This is a genomic window from Pilimelia columellifera subsp. columellifera, from assembly GCF_039532605.1.
Classification (GTDB): Bacteria; Actinomycetota; Actinomycetes; order Mycobacteriales; family Micromonosporaceae; genus Pilimelia; species Pilimelia columellifera.
In genome coordinates, this window is the sequence record NZ_BAAARY010000001.1 from 514,039 (window position 1) to 531,040 (window position 17,002).

General features: G+C 71.5%; 16 protein-coding genes. 6 read left to right on the forward strand and 10 right to left on the reverse strand.

Annotated elements, in window-relative coordinates:
* Positions 1-16 precede the first annotated feature (16 nt).
* Complete coding sequence (locus ABD287_RS02390) at positions 17-304, forward strand: DUF6458 family protein (protein WP_344167357.1); 288 nt, start codon at positions 17-19, stop codon at positions 302-304.
* Between the two features lie 23 nt (positions 305-327).
* Here the strand turns inward: ABD287_RS02390 and ABD287_RS02395 are convergent, their stop codons facing one another.
* A complete protein-coding gene (locus tag ABD287_RS02395; RefSeq protein ID WP_344167360.1) occupies positions 328-825 on the reverse strand; it encodes a SixA phosphatase family protein in 498 nt (165 codons plus the stop codon).
* 97 nt (positions 826-922) lie between these two features.
* Between ABD287_RS02395 and ABD287_RS02400 the strand changes: the two genes are divergently transcribed.
* Entirely contained in the window at positions 923-1,147 is a 225-nt protein-coding gene (locus tag ABD287_RS02400) for a DUF6458 family protein (protein WP_344167363.1), read from the forward strand.
* Positions 1,148-1,188: 41 nt separating this feature from the next.
* On the opposite strand, the gene ABD287_RS02405 is transcribed toward ABD287_RS02400, so the two are convergent.
* Both ABD287_RS02405 and ABD287_RS02410 read right to left on the reverse strand, forming a co-directional pair.
* Positions 1,189-3,027, reverse strand: coding sequence for an NHL domain-containing thioredoxin family protein (locus ABD287_RS02405; protein WP_344167366.1), 1,839 nt, complete (start codon positions 3,025-3,027; stop codon positions 1,189-1,191).
* A gap of 90 nt (positions 3,028-3,117) precedes the next feature.
* Positions 3,118-3,789 (reverse strand): LppU/SCO3897 family protein, encoded by a 672-nt coding sequence (locus tag ABD287_RS02410; RefSeq protein WP_344167369.1) that lies wholly within the window; start codon positions 3,787-3,789, stop codon positions 3,118-3,120.
* A gap of 403 nt (positions 3,790-4,192) precedes the next feature.
* Here ABD287_RS02410 and ABD287_RS02415 point away from each other — a divergent pair, with 403 nt between their 5' ends.
* The gene (locus tag ABD287_RS02415; RefSeq protein WP_344167372.1) at positions 4,193-4,597 is read left to right on the forward strand and encodes a hypothetical protein; all 405 of its coding nucleotides are present in this window, start codon (positions 4,193-4,195) and stop codon (positions 4,595-4,597) included.
* A 463-nt stretch (positions 4,598-5,060) separates the two neighbouring features.
* Here ABD287_RS02415 and ABD287_RS02420 read toward each other — a convergent pair whose 3' ends face one another.
* From ABD287_RS02420 to pdhA, 4 genes are all read right to left on the reverse strand, one after another.
* Complete coding sequence (locus ABD287_RS02420; protein ID WP_344167375.1) at positions 5,061-5,198, reverse strand: hypothetical protein; 138 nt, start codon at positions 5,196-5,198, stop codon at positions 5,061-5,063.
* 260 nt (positions 5,199-5,458) lie between these two features.
* Entirely contained in the window at positions 5,459-6,898 is a 1,440-nt protein-coding gene (locus ABD287_RS02425) for a dihydrolipoamide acetyltransferase family protein (RefSeq protein ID WP_344167378.1), read from the reverse strand.
* A 6-nt stretch (positions 6,899-6,904) separates the two neighbouring features.
* Positions 6,905-7,894 (reverse strand): alpha-ketoacid dehydrogenase subunit beta, encoded by a 990-nt coding sequence (locus ABD287_RS02430; RefSeq protein WP_344167381.1) that lies wholly within the window; start codon positions 7,892-7,894, stop codon positions 6,905-6,907.
* Positions 7,894-9,063, reverse strand: coding sequence for a pyruvate dehydrogenase (acetyl-transferring) E1 component subunit alpha (gene pdhA / locus ABD287_RS02435; protein WP_344167384.1), 1,170 nt, complete (start codon positions 9,061-9,063; stop codon positions 7,894-7,896). The genes ABD287_RS02430 and pdhA overlap by 1 nt, the downstream gene beginning before the upstream one ends.
* A 372-nt stretch (positions 9,064-9,435) precedes the next feature.
* Between pdhA and ABD287_RS02440 the strand changes: the two genes are divergently transcribed.
* Positions 9,436-9,765, forward strand: a complete 330-nt coding sequence (locus ABD287_RS02440; protein WP_344167387.1) for a hypothetical protein — start codon at positions 9,436-9,438, stop codon at positions 9,763-9,765.
* Positions 9,766-9,777: 12 nt separating this feature from the next.
* Here ABD287_RS02440 and ABD287_RS02445 read toward each other — a convergent pair whose 3' ends face one another.
* Genes ABD287_RS02445 through ABD287_RS02455 form a run of 3 tightly spaced genes read right to left on the reverse strand, consistent with a single transcriptional unit; the run spans position 9,778 to position 13,986 of the window.
* A complete protein-coding gene (locus ABD287_RS02445) occupies positions 9,778-10,497 on the reverse strand; it encodes a hypothetical protein (protein ID WP_344167390.1) in 720 nt (239 codons plus the stop codon).
* A 28-nt stretch (positions 10,498-10,525) separates the two neighbouring features.
* Entirely contained in the window at positions 10,526-12,178 is a 1,653-nt protein-coding gene (locus ABD287_RS02450) for a GTPase (RefSeq protein WP_344167760.1), read from the reverse strand.
* Positions 12,179-12,183: 5 nt separating this feature from the next.
* Positions 12,184-13,986, reverse strand: a complete 1,803-nt coding sequence (locus ABD287_RS02455) for an ABC transporter (RefSeq protein ID WP_425565469.1) — start codon at positions 13,984-13,986, stop codon at positions 12,184-12,186.
* A gap of 459 nt (positions 13,987-14,445) precedes the next feature.
* On the opposite strand from ABD287_RS02455, the gene dnaK reads away from it, so the two are divergent.
* Both dnaK and grpE read left to right on the forward strand, forming a co-directional pair.
* A complete protein-coding gene (gene dnaK, locus ABD287_RS02460) occupies positions 14,446-16,332 on the forward strand; it encodes a molecular chaperone DnaK (protein WP_344167393.1) in 1,887 nt (628 codons plus the stop codon).
* Between the two features lie 33 nt (positions 16,333-16,365).
* The gene (gene grpE, locus ABD287_RS02465; RefSeq protein ID WP_344167396.1) at positions 16,366-16,947 is read left to right on the forward strand and encodes a nucleotide exchange factor GrpE; all 582 of its coding nucleotides are present in this window, start codon (positions 16,366-16,368) and stop codon (positions 16,945-16,947) included.
* The last annotated feature ends 55 nt before the right edge of the window (positions 16,948-17,002 follow it).

Consider the following 17,002-nt stretch of genomic DNA (forward strand, 5'->3'; position numbering starts at 1 on the left):
GCATAAGGAGTGCAAAATGGGCATAGGTGGAGGCATTTTCCTTATCGCTTCAGGGGCGATCCTGGCGTACGCCATCGACGTTGATCTCGAAGTCCTCGACCTGAAGACGACCGGATGGATCCTGATTCTGGCCGGCGTTCTTGTTGAGTTTCTCACCATCTGGTACCTAGTCAGCCGCCGACGGCGACAGCCCCGGGCGGCGTCCGCGACATCAGTCCTGGAGGAGACCCGGCTGGCGCACGGTCACGCCATGGTGGACCCTGAGCCGGTGGAAACCCACGTCCGTCCCCCGCGGGAGCCCTGACCCACCGTCCTGGGTTAGGCGGCTCAGCCGCGAGCGGTGTGGCTCAGCGCCAGCTCAGCGTCGCCCGATCCGAGGCGGGACCACTCGACACGCGGCCGGTGCACCGCCAGTCCGCAGGTGCGCAGCCCGTCGCCGCCGGCCGCCGACGGCGCCAGCAGCGTCGACAGCAACGAGATCCCGGGATTGTGGCCGACGAGCAGGACCGTGCCGACACCCGCATCCACCTCGCGCAGCACTCCCAGCAGATCCGACGCCGACGCCTCGTAGATATCCGGCACGTACCGCGCCGTAGGCGACGCCGCGTTGCCCAGCGCCACGGCGACCCCGTGCCAGGTCTGCCTGGTGCGCCGCGCCGGCGAGCACAGGACCAGCTCCGGTCGCAGGCTGTTCTTCACCAGCCAGGCGCCGGCCGCCGCGGCGTCGGCATGGCCCCGGGGGGTGAGCGGGCGATCCGCGTCGGGCAGATCGGTCGGTCGGTCGGCTTTCGCATGGCGCAGCAGGACGATGGTTGCGTCGGTCATGCCACAAGCTTGCCTGATTACCGATGACACTGATGGGTATCACCCCTGTCAGGGCGGCGACCATCCCGGCGTCGCGCCGCGTTGAGGAGGCGGGATCGTGGGCATCGGAGCAAGCATTTTTCTCATGGTGGTGGGGGCGATTCTCGCTTTCGCGGTCAACGCCGACGCGGGTTGGCTCGATATTGAGGTCGTTGGCTGGGTCATGCTGGTAGCGGGGGCTGTCGGTTTTCTCATCACGCTGTGGTATCTCCAGCGTTCGCGGGAGGGCCGGGTGGTGCGGCGATCGGAGACGACCATCGACGATGCCCCGCCCACGGTCTGAGCGGGGCCGGTAATCCCGGACGCGCTACTTCCTGGTCGGCGCTATTCGGCGGCGAGGCCGCGCAGGATCAGAGCGAGGCGGTCGACCCCCCCTGTCGTCACCGCGACCGGCACGCCCCAGTCCTGCCGGGTGAGATTGCAGACGCCGTGCTCGGCGTCGAGATCGCAGGTCGCGGCCTGCGCGACAACCTGAAGCACCCCCGACTCGACCTCCGGGTTGATGAGCAGGTCACGGGTCAGGTCCGGACCGACGCCGGCGCCCCCGAGCAGCAGCTCCGGTGGGGACGACGACACCTCCAATCGCGTCGGCGGGCCGTAGCTGTTGTCGAGCTTCTGCCCCGGCGGCGCGGAGAAGACGATCTCCAACCGGACGCGGCCGGCGCCGATCTCGGTCGCCGGCCGCTCCGTGCGGCGCCGTACGTCGTGGGCGGCGCTCGCGGCTCGCAGCGCCCCCGGCGCCAGCCGAACCACCCGGTGCGCCGCCGACTCGACCACCAGCACGGACCCGTCCGCCGCCAGGGCGACGTCGCTCGGCTCGGCCAGACCGATGTCCACGGTCGTCACGGCGCCGTCGGCGTACCGGCGGATCGCCCCGTTGTAGGTGTCGGCGACCAGCACCGACCCGTCGGCGAGCGCGCAGACCCCGAGCGGGTGCTGCATGAGCGCCTGATCGGCAGGGCCGTCGGCGTGCCCGAAGTCGAACAGTCCCTGCCCGACGACGGTGTGCAGCACCCCGTCGGTGACGTGCCGCAGCGCGCTCGTCTCGCTGTCGGCGATCCACAGTCGAGCGCCGTCCGGGCTCACCGACAGGCCGGACGGCTGCGCCATCCACACATCAGGGATCGGACCGTCCCGCAGCGCCTCCACCGTCGTCCCCGCGTACACGCCGACTGTCCCGGCCGCCGGCTTGAACCACCACAGTTGGTGGATGCCGGCCATCGCGATGATGACCTTGCCCTCGTACCAGGCCACGTCCCACGGCGACGACAGATCGGTGTCGAGCGCCGCCCCCTCGGACGCGGAGCCGCCGGCGCGCCACTGGCGTCCGGCGCCGGCAATCGTGGTGACGACGCCGTCAGCGAGCCGCACCCCGCGTAGCAGATGGTTGACGGTGTCGGCGACCACGATGTCGTAGCCCACGGCAGCCGCGACCGACGCCGGCAGCGCGCACATGCCCTGCGGCTCATTGAAGGTGGCGGTGTCCGGGGGGCCGTCGGCGCGCCCGCGCCCGCCGGTTCCGATACGACGTCGGACGGTGGCCGCGTCGGCGTTCAGCTCCACCAGGCTGTGCCGGGCCGAGTCGCTGACCAGCGTCGCACCGCCGGCCGTGACCAGGGCCTTGCCCGGGAAGCGCAACGCCGTCGTGGCTGCCGGCGGCGGCACATACGGGCCGTCGCCGCGCCGCAGCGTCCCCCGCGCCTCGTGGGCGACCGCCAACTCCTCGACCAGACGGCTCAACCCGTCGGCGTGGCCCTCGCCGGCCATCGACGCGACGAGCTGCCCGGTCGGGTCGATGACCGAGAGGGTTGGCCAGGCGTGGGCGGCGTACTGCTGCCAAGTGATCAGCTCTGGGTCGTCGAGGACCGGGTGATGGACCCCGTACCGTTCCACCGCCGCGGCCAGCGCCTGCGGGTCCCGCTCATGCTCGAACTTCGGCGAGTGCACGCCGATGACCACCAGCACGTCCTTGAACCGCTTCTCCAGCGGGCGCAGCTCGTCCAGGACATGCAGGCAGTTGACGCAGCAGAAAGTCCAGAAATCCAGCACGACGATCTTGCCGCGGAGATCAGCGAGAGTGATCGTCCGGCCGCCGGTGTTGAGCCACGCCCGCCCGCGTAGCTCAGGTGCGCGGACCGGGGCCTGAGGCGCGGAGGAGCTCATCGGGACATTCTCGCCGACGCCCAAAGACCGCCCGCCGCCCGGGGCGGGCGGCGGGCGGTCTCGCAGGACGAACGCTGCTCGCCCCGGCGGTCAGCCCTTGGCGGGCTTGAGGCACAGCACGGCCTTGTTGCGCAGCTCGGCCGACGGCTGGCCAGGGTCGGGGCAGTTGGACTGGCTGCCCACCCGGCTGACGATCTTGAAGGCTCCAGGCTCGCCACAGCTCACCGGCACCGCGTCGCCCCCCTGCTGGCGCACGCAGGCGTCAACGCCGTACCGGTCCGCCGGCGCCAGCGCCCAGGTCGCGGCGAAGGGCACCACCAGCAGCAGAATCGCCGCCCCGAGCACCGCGAGCAGCACCCGTCCGTTGCGAACCTGTGGCGTGATCTCGGCGTCGTTCTCAGCCGCGGCCGGCTTGCCCACTGTCGGCATCGCCACGGTCGCGACGCCGGTCGCGTCGTGCGGGCCCGACTGCTGACCGGGGACGACCGGTTGGGTCGGCGCGACAGTCGCGCCCGGTTGCGGCGCTGGTCCGACAGCGCCCGGTTGCGGCGCTGGCCCGGTCGCGCGGGCGACGGCCCACCCTGGCTGTTGGGCCGGCCCGCCGGCCAATCCGGCCAGGGCGTGCTCACCGGTACGCACGTCGCCGTGTTCGTGGACAACGGGGAGCTGTTCGGTGCGCCGGGCGTCGACATGGTGGCCGCCCAGCTGCTCGGCGGGCCAACCGGCGGGGCCGGCAGGGCGCTCCGCCTCGCGCCGCGGCACGCCAGCGTCGTCGGGCTGTGCGGCCCACGCCGGTGCGGCCGCGGCCGGTTGTGCTGGACGCCCGTACACGCGACCGGTCGCCGTGGTGGACGGTCCGCCCTGCGAAGTGGCGAAACCGGCCCCGGGCTGCCGGGGGTGGACGGACCGAACCGTGGTCCGGCCATCGGGGCTCAGTTGCTGGTGGCGCCCTGGATCGGGCAGCGCGCCCGGCCCACCCTGGAGGGAACCGTAGCTGTGCCGCGTCTCCTGATCAGGCTGTGGCGGACCGGCGGCGGACGGCGGGGCCGGCGTCGGTTGGGGGGCGGCCGGACGGCGGGCGGCGTCGAGTGATGGGTTGCCGCCGGAGGGTGTGAACGCCCAGCCGCGGACCGAAGGTTCAGGAGGATGCCCAGGGGGCGGGACGGTGGTCCGCTGGCTCGGCACTTCGGGCGAGCTGGCTGGCCCCGGGGGGCGAGCCGGGGCCGACCACGGCGAGAAGGGGATGCCGTTCGGGGCGTTCGCCGTGGAATCCTCGAACCCGTTCCGTTCCGTCAACCCGACCTGTGTCGTGGCCGGGGTTGTCGCCGACGGGCGCTCGGCCCATGGCGGGCTGGCTGTCGGCGTGGCTGGCCGGGCGGGCGGCGCCTGCGGATCCTGGGGGGCCTGGGCGGCGAACCGCGGGGTCGTTGGCTCGTCGGTGTGCCATCGTGGCGCGGCGGAGGTCGCGGGTTGGCTCAACGGCGGGAGGACCTCGGTTCGCTCCGGCGACGGGAACGGCGGCAGTTCCGTCGGCTCGAAGGTCGCGGGATCGTCGTCGGGGCGTCGGTGAGTCACGGCAGGGAACGCGTCGTGGCGACTGGCGTCATCGGACCGTGGCGGTGTCGCGGGTTGCGCTGGGGCGTCCGGGTAGCGGGGGTGCTCGGACGTCATCTGACCTCCTCCATCAGAGCCGACATGGGGAGTCGTCGTCCACAGCGAACTGTGGAAGACGACGCGTCGACGGTGCGTCGCCACCGGGGTGAACACAGTGTCCGTTCGAGGGGCGGGGCGTCGCGGTGACCGGATTGGCGGCTGATCACACCGTACCGGGCGGAGGGCGCCTACGGAATTCAGGTCCGCGTGCGGCCCGGGCCGCTGCCGCGTTGTCCGAGGGAAAGCCGGTTAGTTCAGCGCGGGCGGGCGAATCGCGGTAGGTGAAAGGCCCCGACCGGGTCTCGCCCGGTCGGGGCCTGGAATGCTCGCTGGTGTCGGTGATATGGCATTCATGCTTCGTCCGCTACCGCCGGCGCGCGTCAGCGCATGTTCTGGGTCAGGATCACCTGAAGCTCGTGACGCAGGGCGGGGGTCTTGGCCGAGCTGAGCGCCCGCTCGATGGCGCGCGAGCGCCGGGTGGCCTGACGACGGTCGCGGAGGCGGGTGATCATGCTCATTGTGGTGGTCCTTCCGGTCTTCTTTTCCGAGGTCCGGTGTCTCTCGGGTGACTCCATTCAACCGCAACCCATTGGGAGGATGCCAACGATTATTAGGTGAGTTGGGACACTCGCCGACTAATCGAAGGTTTAGGTAGACGTTCACCAATGTTTTGTAAGTCACATTGCAAAGCCAACAAATGCCTTCGAAATGGCGCAGAAAACGGGCGGCCGGCACGGTGGACGAACCCCGCGTCGGCCGCCGTGGCCGTGCCTGTGGATCAGCCCCAGGCGAGCAGCGCCGCCTCCGGGTCGGCGAGGAAGTCGCCGATGTCACGGATGAACTTCGAACCCAGCTCTCCATCGACGTGCCGGTGGTCGAACGACAGGCCCAGCGTCGTCACCTGCCGCTTCTTGATCTTGCCCTTGTGTACCCACGGCGTCGCCCGGATGGCGCCGAAGGCCAGGATCGCCGACTCGCCCTTCGGGATGATCGGGGTGCCGGTGTCGACGCCGAAGACGCCGACGTTGGTGATCGTGAAGGTGCCGTTGGCCATGTCCGCCGGCGTCGTCTTGCCGTCCTTGGCGGTCCGGACCAGCGAGGTCATCTCGTCAGCCAGCTCCCGCAGCGACAGGCGGCCAGCATCCTTGATGTTCGGGACGATGAGCCCACGCGGCGTGGCCGCGGCGATGCCGAGGTTGACATACTCCTTGACGATCACCGCCTCGTCGGTGAAGGACGAGTTGACCAGCGGGTTGCGCTTGAGCGCCAGCAGCGACGCCTTCGCCACCAGCAGCAGCGGGGAGACGCGGACGTCCTTCCACTCCCGGTTGGCCTTGAGCCGCTCGATGGCCTTCATCGTCCGCGTCACGTCGACCGTCAGGAACTCGGTGACGTGCGGGGCGGAGAACTTCGAGGACACCATGCCCTCGGCCATCATCTTGAGCAAGCCCTTGACCGGGATCCGCTGCTCGCGGTCCGGGCCGAAAGCTGGCGCGCTGGCGGCAGCCGCGAGCGGCGCCCCCGTCACGGCCGGAGCCGAGGCGGCGCGCTGCACGTCGTCGCGGGTGATCGAGCCCTGCGGCCCAGTCCCGGACAGGATCGTCAGGTCGATGCCCAGGTCACGGGCCAGCTTGCGGACCGGCGGCTTGGCGAGCGCCTTGCCGCCGTCCGGGGACAGGACGGTGCGGGCGACGACCGGCGCCGGCGCGACAGCGACAGGGGCGGCCACAACCGGCGTGGCCACAACCGACGCGGGAGCGACGGCCGGAGCCGCCGCAGCGGCGGCTCCGTCGCCCTTGCGGGCACGGCGCTTCGTCGAACCGATCTTCGGGCCGGTGCCGACCAGCATCGGTCCGCCGGTGTCCGGCTCCGGCGTCGTCATGCCCGGCTCCTGGAACCCCTCGCCGGCCGGCGCCGGGGGGGCGTCGATCGGGGCGTCCGGGGTGGCCGGGGCCGCCAGGTCGCCGCCGGACGGTTCGGTGTCGATCGCGATGATCGACGTGCCGACCTCGACCGTCGAGCCCTCCGCGAAGTGGATGGCGTGGACCTTGCCGGCCCACTTCGCCGGGATCTCCACCGCCGCCTTGGCGGTCTCGACCTCGACCATCGGCTGGTTCAGCTCGACCAGATCGCCGACCTTGACGTACCAGGTGAGGATCTCGCCCTCGGTCAGGCCCTCGGCCAGGTCGGGAAGCGGGAACTCCTTGATGCGCGACATTTCAGCTCACCATCCGAAGGAGCGGTCGACCGCGTCGAGGACGCGGTCCAGATCGGGCAGGTACTCCTCCTCGACCCGGGCGGCCGGGTAGGGGGTGTCGTAGCCGGTGACCCGCAGCACCGGGGCCTCCAGCGAGTAGAAGGCCTCCTCGGTGATCCGGGCGGCGATCTCCGAGCCCATGCCCAGGTTTCCCGGGGCCTCGTGGACGACGATCGCGCGGCCGGTCTTGCGGACCGAGGTCAACGCCGGGCCCAGGTCCAGCGGCGACAGCGACCGCAGGTCGATGACCTCGATGTCGCGGCCGTCCTCGGCCGCCGCGTTCGCCGCGTCCAGGGCGGTACGGACCATCGGGCCGTACGCGATGAGGGTGGCGTCCGTGCCCTCGCGCAGCACCCGGGCCGCGTGCAGCGGGAAGGCGGTGTCGACCGTCAGGGACGTGTCGACCTGTCCCTTCTCGTAGTACCGGCGCTTGGGCTCGAAGAAGACGATCGGGTCGTTGCTGGCGATCGCCTGCTGGATGCCCCAGTACGCGTCGCTCGGCGTCGACACCGCGATGACCTTGAGGCCAGCGGTGTGCGCGAAATACGCCTCCGGCGACTCCGAGTGGTGCTCGACCGCGCCGATGCCGCCGCCGAACGGGATCCGGATGACCATCGGGATGTTGAGGTGCCCGTTCGAGCGGTAGTGCATCTTGGCGACCTGGCAGACGATCTGGTCGTAGGCCGGGTACACGAAGCCGTCGAACTGGATCTCGACGACCGGGCGGTAGCCGCGGATCGCCAGCCCCACGCAGGTGCCCACGATGCCTGCCTCGGCCAGCGGCGAGTCGATGACCCGGCTTTCGCCGAAGTCCTTCTGCAGGCCGTCGGTGATCCGGAAGACGCCGCCGAGCTTGCCGATGTCCTCGCCCATGAGAATGACCTTGGGGTCGTTCTCCATCGCCTTACGCAGACCGGCGGTAATCGCCTTGCCGATCGTCATGGTCTCGATGGCCATCAGTGAGCGCTCCCCTCGAACGAGGCGTGGTAGCGGGAGAACTCCTCGCGCTGGGCGTCGACCAGCGGCGAGCCGTTCGGGTATACGTTGTCGAACATCGAGACCGGCTGCGGGTTCGGCATAGCCAGGGTGCGGTCACGCAGGTCCATGGCGACGGTGTGAGCCTCGGCGTCGACGGACGCGAAGAACGCCTTGTCGCCGACCTTCTGCTTCTCCAGGAAGGCTCGCATCCGCAGGATCGGGTCCTTGGCCTTCCACTCCTCCAGCTCCGCCGACTCGCGGTAACGGGTGGGGTCGTCGGTGGTGGTGTGCGGGCCCATCCGGTAGGTGAACGCCTCGACGAGGCTCGGGCCGTTGCCGTTGCGGGCGTGGTCCAGGGCCTGCTTGGCCACCGCGTACGAGGCGAGCACGTCGTTGCCGTCCACCCGGACGCCCGGGAAGCCGTAGCCGCTGGAGCGCTTGTACAGGGGGACGCGGGTTTGCCGCTCGGTGGGCTCTGAGATGGCGAACTGGTTGTTCTGGACAAAGAAGACGATCGGGGCGTTGAAGACGCCCGCGTAGACCATCGACTCGTGTACGTCGCCCTGGCTGGTGGCGCCGTCGCCCATGAACGCCATGACGGCCTCGCCGTCGTCGGAGCCGGTCCTGCCGTCGAAGTTGATGCCCATCGCGTAACCGGTGCCGTGCAGCGACTGGGCGCCGATGACGATCGTGTACATGTTGAACTTGTACTTGTTCGGGTCCCATCCGCCCTGGTCGACGCCGCGGAAGAGGCTCAGCGGCATGATCGGGTCGATGCCCCGGCAGTACAGGACGCCGTGTTCCCGGTACGTCGGGAAGGCCATGTCCTGCGGGCGCATCGCCCGCCCGGCGCCGACCTGGGCGGCCTCCTGGCCGGCGAGGCTGGCCCAGATGCTCAGCTCGCCCTGACGGCAAAGCGCGTTGGCCTCGGTGTCCAGCTTGCGGACGATGACGAGGTCCCGGTAGAGCCCGCGGTACTCCTCGTCGGAGAAGTCGACCGAGTACTCGACGCCGTTGGCGCCGGTCGACTTCTCGATCCGCTCGCCTTCGGGGGTGAGCAGCTGCACGAGCTCCGGCTCGGCCAGGGTGGTGCCCCGGCCAGCGCGTGAGCTGGCGCGCCGCGGTCGGGCTGCGTCGCCCTTCGCCATCCGTCTCTCCTGTCTGGGTTCGCGTCGGCCATGGGGTTTCCCGACCACGCAGGTTGTGCGCCTGGCGGCTGGGCGCCGCACAGGGTCTCCCGCCGCGTTCCGACCCGGGTCGGGACCGTCACGAGGGGCGCCCGGGCTAGGCCGGGTCCAGGGAGCGTAAACGACCAATGACCTGGCACAAAGCCGCGTCGTTGACCGTCCCGCGGGTGGCCGACCTCGCTGGTCCGGGAGTACCGGTCGGCATCGGTCGGGTGGCCGGGTAGCACCATCCTCGCATCACTGGTCGCCGGGCTGCGCCAGGGCGTCGATGGGCTAGCGGGAATATGGCGGTATCCGACATAGCAAGTTAATTGTCCGGGTTACCATGAGCCCATGCGGAAAGTCGCACTGCCATTACTGAAGGTGACCGGCGGTGGTCCGTCCGCCGGCCTGGTCGGTTCGACCCGCCGATACGTGCTGCTGGTCACGTTGCTGGCCGTCCTCGCCACCGCTCCGCTCTACGTCGCGCTCAGCTTCGGGGTCAACGCCCTCGGCCAAAACGCCACCAGCCAGACAACGACGCCGTTCATCCGAAGCCCGAACGACGTCCCGATCGTCATCGTCGGCTCCCGGCCGCAGGCACGGGGCGTCGAGAGCGCCGCCGGCTGCCGCTCCACCCCGTACCTGCGGTGGCGCGCCCTCGACGAGCACTGCCTGCGCTGACCCCTCCGGCGGTCAGGCCGCCGGCGACGGCGAACCGGAACGGGCCAGGTCAGGCACCCGACCCAGCAACGAGAGCCGGGCGACCACGAGCGCCCGGTCGGTCCCGAACGACTCCCCGGACGGCACGTCGTTGGACCGGTCGGTGGCCCGCCACCACGCCGCCATCCACTCCGGGAACTCCGATGGCATCGAGCCAGTCGTCCACAGCCCGGCCGCCGCGCACTCCTGCTTCAGCCCGGCGACGAAGACGCTCCCGGATGGGATCACCGACGCCTCGCGGACCAGCCCCACCGTCCGGTCGACCACCACCGCCACCGCGTGTTCCGGGCCGCCCAGCCCCGGGTCGTCGTAGGCGAACGTCGCCACCCAACCGGTCATCGCCCCAGCGTCGTCGCCGTAGGCGAGCGTCGCGGTCGGACGGACCTGCCCCACCGCAGGCAGCCAGGCCGGCTCGTCACCGATCGAAACATCAGACGCCCCGGGGGCATCCGGCATGAGCACCGAGAAGATCCGTCGGGCCGTCGCGGCGGCCGGGGTCCGCCGCCGGGCTGTCGCCGTGAGGAAACCGCCGACGAACTGCCGGGTCGCGGCCGCGCGGTCGCCAGTGGACAGTGTGTACACGCTGCCAAGCAGGGCGCTGGCGACCAGTTCGGCGTCCAACGCGCAGGGGGCGTCGGGGAGACCCTCGGCCGCGGCGAGCACGGCGTCGTACGGCGTTCGCGGAGTCGGCATCTGTCGAGAGTAGGCCCCGACCACCCGATCAGCGTGCGCGCCGCTCCGCCGCGGTGAGGGCTTCGCGCGTCTGGGCGTACGCCTGTAGGACCTCGCGGACCGGGGCGACGACCTGCTGGCGCGCCACCTCGATCACCGACGCCTGCAACCGCTTGAGCGCCCGACGCCGGGCACGGGCGGCGCCGAAACGCACCAGCGGGCGGCCGAGCATCGCCAGCAACAGGCCCAACACGACGCCGCCTGCGGCGACCGCCACCGACAACGGGACGACGCCCGCGGCCGGCGCCTCCAGCCGGGGCAGCGCCAGCGCGCGCACGACATAGTCCGCGATGAGCCAGCCGACGCCCAGCAGCACCGCGAGCGCCCCGAACCACTGCGCCGCCCGCCACACCCGCCACCACAACGGCCGGCGGTCCAGGTCCAGGTCCGTCCGGGAGATCGCCTGGTCCAGCGCGTCCGGCAGGTCTGCCAGCCGGGACCGGGCGCCGGCGAGCACGGCCGCCGGCCACGGGGTCGGCAGGGACTCGGCAGCTCGCTCCGCGATCTCCCGTACCGCCAGCGCCGCCGCGGCGTGCTGGGCCGGCTGCGGCGCCGGCAGCGAACTGGCGCCACGTCCGCCGTCGCCACCCAGCCGCAGGTCCCGCAGCGGGTCCCTACGGAAGTGCCGCAGCCAGCGCAGGGGCGGCCAACCGGTCGCCGCCAGCGCCCGGGCGCGGTAGGACCGCTGGGCAGCCTCCGCGACCGCGCCGACCCCGGCCGCGGCCGCCAACGCCTCGGCGAGCCGCCGGACGCTCGCGCGGTCCACGGCGTCCTCGGCCACCGCGGGGCCCACGAACGGGCGCAGCCCCTGCACCGACACGTCGACATCGGCGGCCAGTCGCAGCAGCGCCGCCTGGCGCGCGGAGACCGTCCCCTCCAACGCGGCGCGCAGCGGGCCGAGCCGTCCCGGGTCGGTGGCTGCGGTGGCCAGCACCGGCACGTCGCCCAGCCCGTTGGCGGCCAGCAGCCCGGAGAGGTCGGCCACCACCCGGTCGGTGTCGGCCGGGGAGAGCCGGTCGGCCTGGTTGAGCACGACGACGGTGACGTCACGATGGCTGGCGAACTGGCTCAGGTACGCCTGGTGCAGCGTGCGGTCGGCGTACTTCTGCGGGTCGACCACCCAGACGACGAGGTCGACCAGGTTGAGGAGCCGGTCCACCTCGACGCGGTGCTCCGGGGCGACCGAGTCGAAGTCGGGCAGGTCGAGCAGGACCAGCCCGCGCAGGGCGGCCTCGTCGTCGCCGTCCAACGGGCTTTCGCGCACGAACCGTTGACGCGGGGCGACACCGATCCAGTCGAGCAGGTCGCTGGCGCCGTCGATCGGACCCCAGACGCACGCGTGCGCGACGCCGGTGGTGGGCCGGCGTACCCCGACCCGGGACAGCTCCAGGCGGGCGACGGCGTTGAACAGGCTCGACTTGCCGCTGCCGGTGGCGCCGGCGAGGGCGACCACGGTGTGGTCCCGGGACAGCTCCAGCCGCCGGCCGGCCCGTTCGAGGACGGCGCGGGGACCGCTCAGATCAGCCTCGTCGAGGTGCGGGCCGGACAGGCGCAGGAAACGGGCGATCGCGTCGATCCGGGCGCGGAGAGCATCCACGTCGGGACGCCGCGGGTCCGGCGGGGCGTGGCGCGCGGAGAGCATGGCGGTCACTCGTCGCCTTCCCAGGCTGGCAGGGGCGCGGCGCCGTCGGCGCTGAGCCCGGCGTTGGCCCGCGCGGCGGCGACCGCCGTCCCGGCGGTCCGCAGCTGAGCGGAACGGGCGGCCGCGACGCCGCGTTCGGGCAGCAGCTCCGCGAACGGGTCGAGCTCCGCGCGCAGCAGGGCGTTGGTCCGCAGGTCCAGGTCGAGGCGGGCCTTCTCGGCCAGGGCGCGGATCGCCTGGTCGCCGAAGATCGCCTCAAGCACCTTCTGGCCGGCGATAGTGACGCCGCCGGCGGCGGCGACCTCGGCGCCGGTCGGCACGAACGCCGTCGACGCGAACACCGCGATCATCACGGCGAGGCTGGTGGCGTTGACCGCGTAGGCCGCCCCTCGCGCCCTGGCCCGCTTGTCGGCGCCCTCGGAGCGGACCAGCTCCAGCACCGCCCGCTGCCAGTCCCGGACCAGGCGCTCGACCCGCGCGTGGAGGTCGGCCGTCGGGGCGGTTGGCGCGGCATCGAGCAGCGCGACGCCCACCGGGTCGTGCCGCCAGGCCTGGCGCGCCTGTTCGACGGCGTCGGCCGCCGCGCCGCGCAGCAGGGCGGACAACCCGCTCTCCATGGCGCCACGGAGCTGTCGGCCGGGGGCGGGGCGCCCGGTCAGCGCGGCGACGACCCGGTCCCTGGCCCGGCCGACCTGGGCCTCCAGGTTCCGGACGAGATCGCCGCTGCCGACGAAGTCCTGCCAGCGGGCCAGCACCTCGCCACGGAGCAGCGCGCCGTCCTTCACCGCGTGGGCGACGCCCTCGCGGGCGGCCTGCCGGGCGACATTGACCTTTTCGGTGAGGGTGGTGGCGGCCGCGTGCTGGTCGGCGGCGGCGGCGGCGAGGAGGTCCACATCGGGCCCGAGCGCCGCCAGGGCGCCGTCGAGGGTCTGCCGGACGACGCCCGCGCGCATGTCAGCGTCCTCGGCGAGCTGGGCCAGCCACTGCCGTAGCGGCGCGGTGTCGGTCTCCGGGAGCAGGCCCTGCCCGTCCATCCCGGTCTCAGGCACGACGAACAACGGCGCCGACTCCAGGCCGTTGGCCACGAGCATCTCGCGTAGGTGTCCGGCGACCTCGGCCTGGGCCCCGGCCGGGGTGCGGTCGAGCACCAGCGCGATGACGGCGCCCCGGCGCCGGGCGGTGCTCAGCAGCGTCCAGGGGACCGCGTCGGCGTACCTGGCGGCGGTGGTGACGAAGAGCCACAGGTCTGCCGCGGCCAGGAGCTGGCCGGCCAACGCCCGGTTGTCGTCGGCGACCGAGTCGATGTCCGGCGCGTCGAGCAGCGCCAGGCCTGCGGGGAGCGCGGGAGCGGGGACGAGCTGCACGGCGCCCGGCTCGGCGGTCGGCGCGTTGACACGGGTCAGGTCGGGGAGGAGGTCGCCGGTGCGGAACCAGGCGGCGTCATCGGGGTGACAGACCAGCACCGGGCAGCGGGTGGTGGGCCGGAGCACGCCGGAGGCGGTCACCGGCGCCTGGACCAGGCTGTTGACCAAAGTCGACTTTCCGGCCCCGGTGGAGCCGCCGACGACGACCAGAACGGGCGCGTCCAGTCGACGTAACCGGGGCAGCAGGTAGTCGTCGACCTGGTGGACGAGGTGGCCGCTGAGATCGCGGGCGGGCGCGGCGCTTGGGGTGGTCAGCGCGAAGTCCACTGAGGCGATGACGCTGCGTAATCCGTCCAATGCGGCAATCAGGGCGTCCGGAGGGCTGCCCGGCGGTAGGCCGGTGGCGCCGTCGCGACTGGCCGGCGGCGGCGTTTGGGCAGGCACGGAATCGTCCGGCGCGGTGGTGGTGGGGTCAGGCACAGTCGTGTCAGCGGGTGTTGGGGTGGCGGTAGGGGGAGTGGCGCACACGGCATTCGCGTCACCGGGCGTTGTCACGGGTTAAGCGTGCATCATCCAGGGGACACGGACAACTCAGCCAGGACGACAAGTGATCCCCGTATCCTGCGGTGAACAGGGCCTTTTGTCTGGTATTGAGAGGTTTGAGGGAGACAAAACCCTCCTTTCGTGGCGTTGGCTGGCGAGTAAAGCCAACGCCCTCGACGCTTACTTGCGTGTGACGGACTCAACTCCGGGTTGACGGGAGGCGCGTCCGTGGCACTATTGAGTCACATTCACTCAACTTGGCGTCCGGCCCCACCCGAGCCAGGGTCCCGTCCCGCCCCGGCGTGACGAGACCCGCTCCGCGAGAGCCCACCGGCGCCGTCGATCTGGAGGCACAGAGACATGGCAAGAGCGGTCGGCATCGACCTGGGAACGACGAACTCCTGCGTCAGCGTTCTCGAAGGCGGCGAGCCCACCGTCATCGCCAACGCCGAAGGCTCGCGCACCACGCCCTCGATCGTCGCCTTCGCCCGCAACGGCGAGGTGCTCGTCGGCGAGGTCGCCAAGCGGCAGGCGGTGACCAACCCGGACCGGACCATCCGGTCGGTCAAACGCGAGGTCGGCACCAACTGGACCGTCGACATCGACGACAAGAAGTACACCGCGCAGGAGATCTCCGCGCGGGTCCTCATGAAGCTCAAGCGCGACGCCGAGGCGTACCTGGGCGAGACGATCGCCGACGCGGTCATCACCGTTCCGGCCTACTTCAACGACGCCCAGCGCCAGGCCACCAAGGAGGCCGGCGAGATCGCCGGCTTCAACGTGCTGCGGATCGTCAACGAGCCGACCGCCGCGGCCCTGGCATACGGCCTGGACAAGGGCACCAAGGAGCAGACCGTCCTGGTCTTCGATCTCGGCGGCGGCACCTTCGACGTCTCGCTGCTGGAGCTGGGCGAGGGCGTCATCGAGGTGAAGTCGACCTCCGGCGACAACCACCTCGGCGGCGACGACTGGGACCAGCGGGTCATCGACCACCTCGTGAAGACCTTCCGCGGTCAGCACGGCATCGACCTCGGCCAGGACAAGATGGCCCTCCAGCGGCTCCGCGAGGCCGCCGAGAAGGCCAAGATCGAGCTGTCGGCCTCGTCGACCACCAGCATCAACCTGCCGTACATCACCGCCGGCCCCGAGGGCCCGCTGCACCTGGACGTGAGTCTGTCGCGCTCGGAGTTCCAGAAGATGACCCAGGATCTGCTGGACCGCTGCAAGCACCCGTTCGAGCAGGCGATCAAGGACGGCGGGGTCAAGCTCGCTGACATCGACCACGTCATTCTCGTCGGTGGATCCACCCGGATGCCGGCCGTCACCGACCTGGTCAAGCAGCTCACCGGCCGCGAGCCGAACAAGGGCGTGAACCCGGACGAGGTCGTCGCCGTCGGCGCCGCCTTGCAGGCCGGGGTCCTCAAGGGCGAGGTCAAGGACGTCCTGCTGCTCGACGTCACCCCGCTGTCCCTGGGCATCGAGACCAAGGGCGGCATCATGCACAAGCTGGTGGAGCGCAACACCACCATCCCGACGAAGCGGTCGGAGATCTACACCACCGCCGACGACAACCAGCCGTCGGTGCTCATCCAGGTCTTCCAGGGCGAGCGGGAGATGGCCGCCTACAACAAGAAGCTCGGCACGTTCGAACTGACCGGCCTGCCGCCGGCGCCGCGGGGCGTCCCGCAGATCGAGGTCACCTTCGACATCGACGCCAACGGCATCGTCCACGTCTCCGCCAAGGACCTGGGCACCGGCAAGGAGCAGTCGATGACGATCACCGGCGGCTCGGCGCTGCCGAAGGACGACATCGAGCGGATGATGCGCGACGCGCAGGACCACGCCGACGAGGACAAGCGCCGCCGCGGGGAGGCCGAGACCCGGAACGTGGCCGAGCAGCTCCAGTGGCAGACCGAGAAGTTCCTGGCGGAGAACGGCGAGAAGCTCGCCACGGACGTCAAGGACGAGATCAACGAGGCGCTGGGCGAACTGCGCGGGGCGCTCGGCGGCACCGACATTGAGAAGATCAAGTCGTCGCACGAGAAGCTCGCGATGGCCTCCCAGAAGGCCGGTAGCGCGCTCTACGAGCAGAACGCCGCCGCTGGAGCCGCTGGCGAGGGCGCTGACGCCGGGGGTAGCGCCGGGGGTGGCGCCGCCGGCGCGACCGGCGCCGCCGGAGCTGGCGCGGCGGGCAAGGCCGACGATGTCGTGGACGCAGAAATCATCGACGATGACACCAAGAAGTGACTGGTCGGATCCGACGTGGACGGAGGCGCCTGAGTGAGCGAGCACGGCACGCACGCCGGCGATGACCCGGCGGCTGAGCGGGTGGTGATCCGCGACAACCGGAAGATCCACCCCGACGGCGGCGGCCGGCACGCCGCCGGGGGGGCTGATGCCCAGGAGGCGGGGGAGCCCGGCCCGCTGGGTCCGGAGGTGGGCGCGCTGCGCAGCGAGCTGGACGAGCGCACCCGGGACCTGCAACGGATCACCGCCGAGTACGCCAACTACCGCAAGCGGGTGGACCGGGATCGTGGCCTGGCCGCGGAACAGACCACCGGAGCTGTCCTGCTGGCCCTGCTCCCGATCCTGGACGACCTGGACCGGGCCCGCGATCACGGCGACCTGACCGGCCCGTTCGCCTCGGTGGCCGAGCAGCTTCAGGTCACGGTCGGCAAGTTCGGGCTCACCGCGTTCGGCGATAAGGGCGATCCGTTCGACCCGACCCGGCACGAGGCGGTCACGCACCTCACGTCGGCGGAGGTCAGCGAGTCGACCTGTGTCGAGGTGATGCGGCGCGGCTACAGCCTGGGTGAGCGGCTGCTGCGTCCGGCCCTGGTCGCGGTCGCCGACCCTCAGTAACGAACTCGTCAGGTCGATCATGGTCTGCGTGCCGCGCGGTGTTCCACGCCGCACG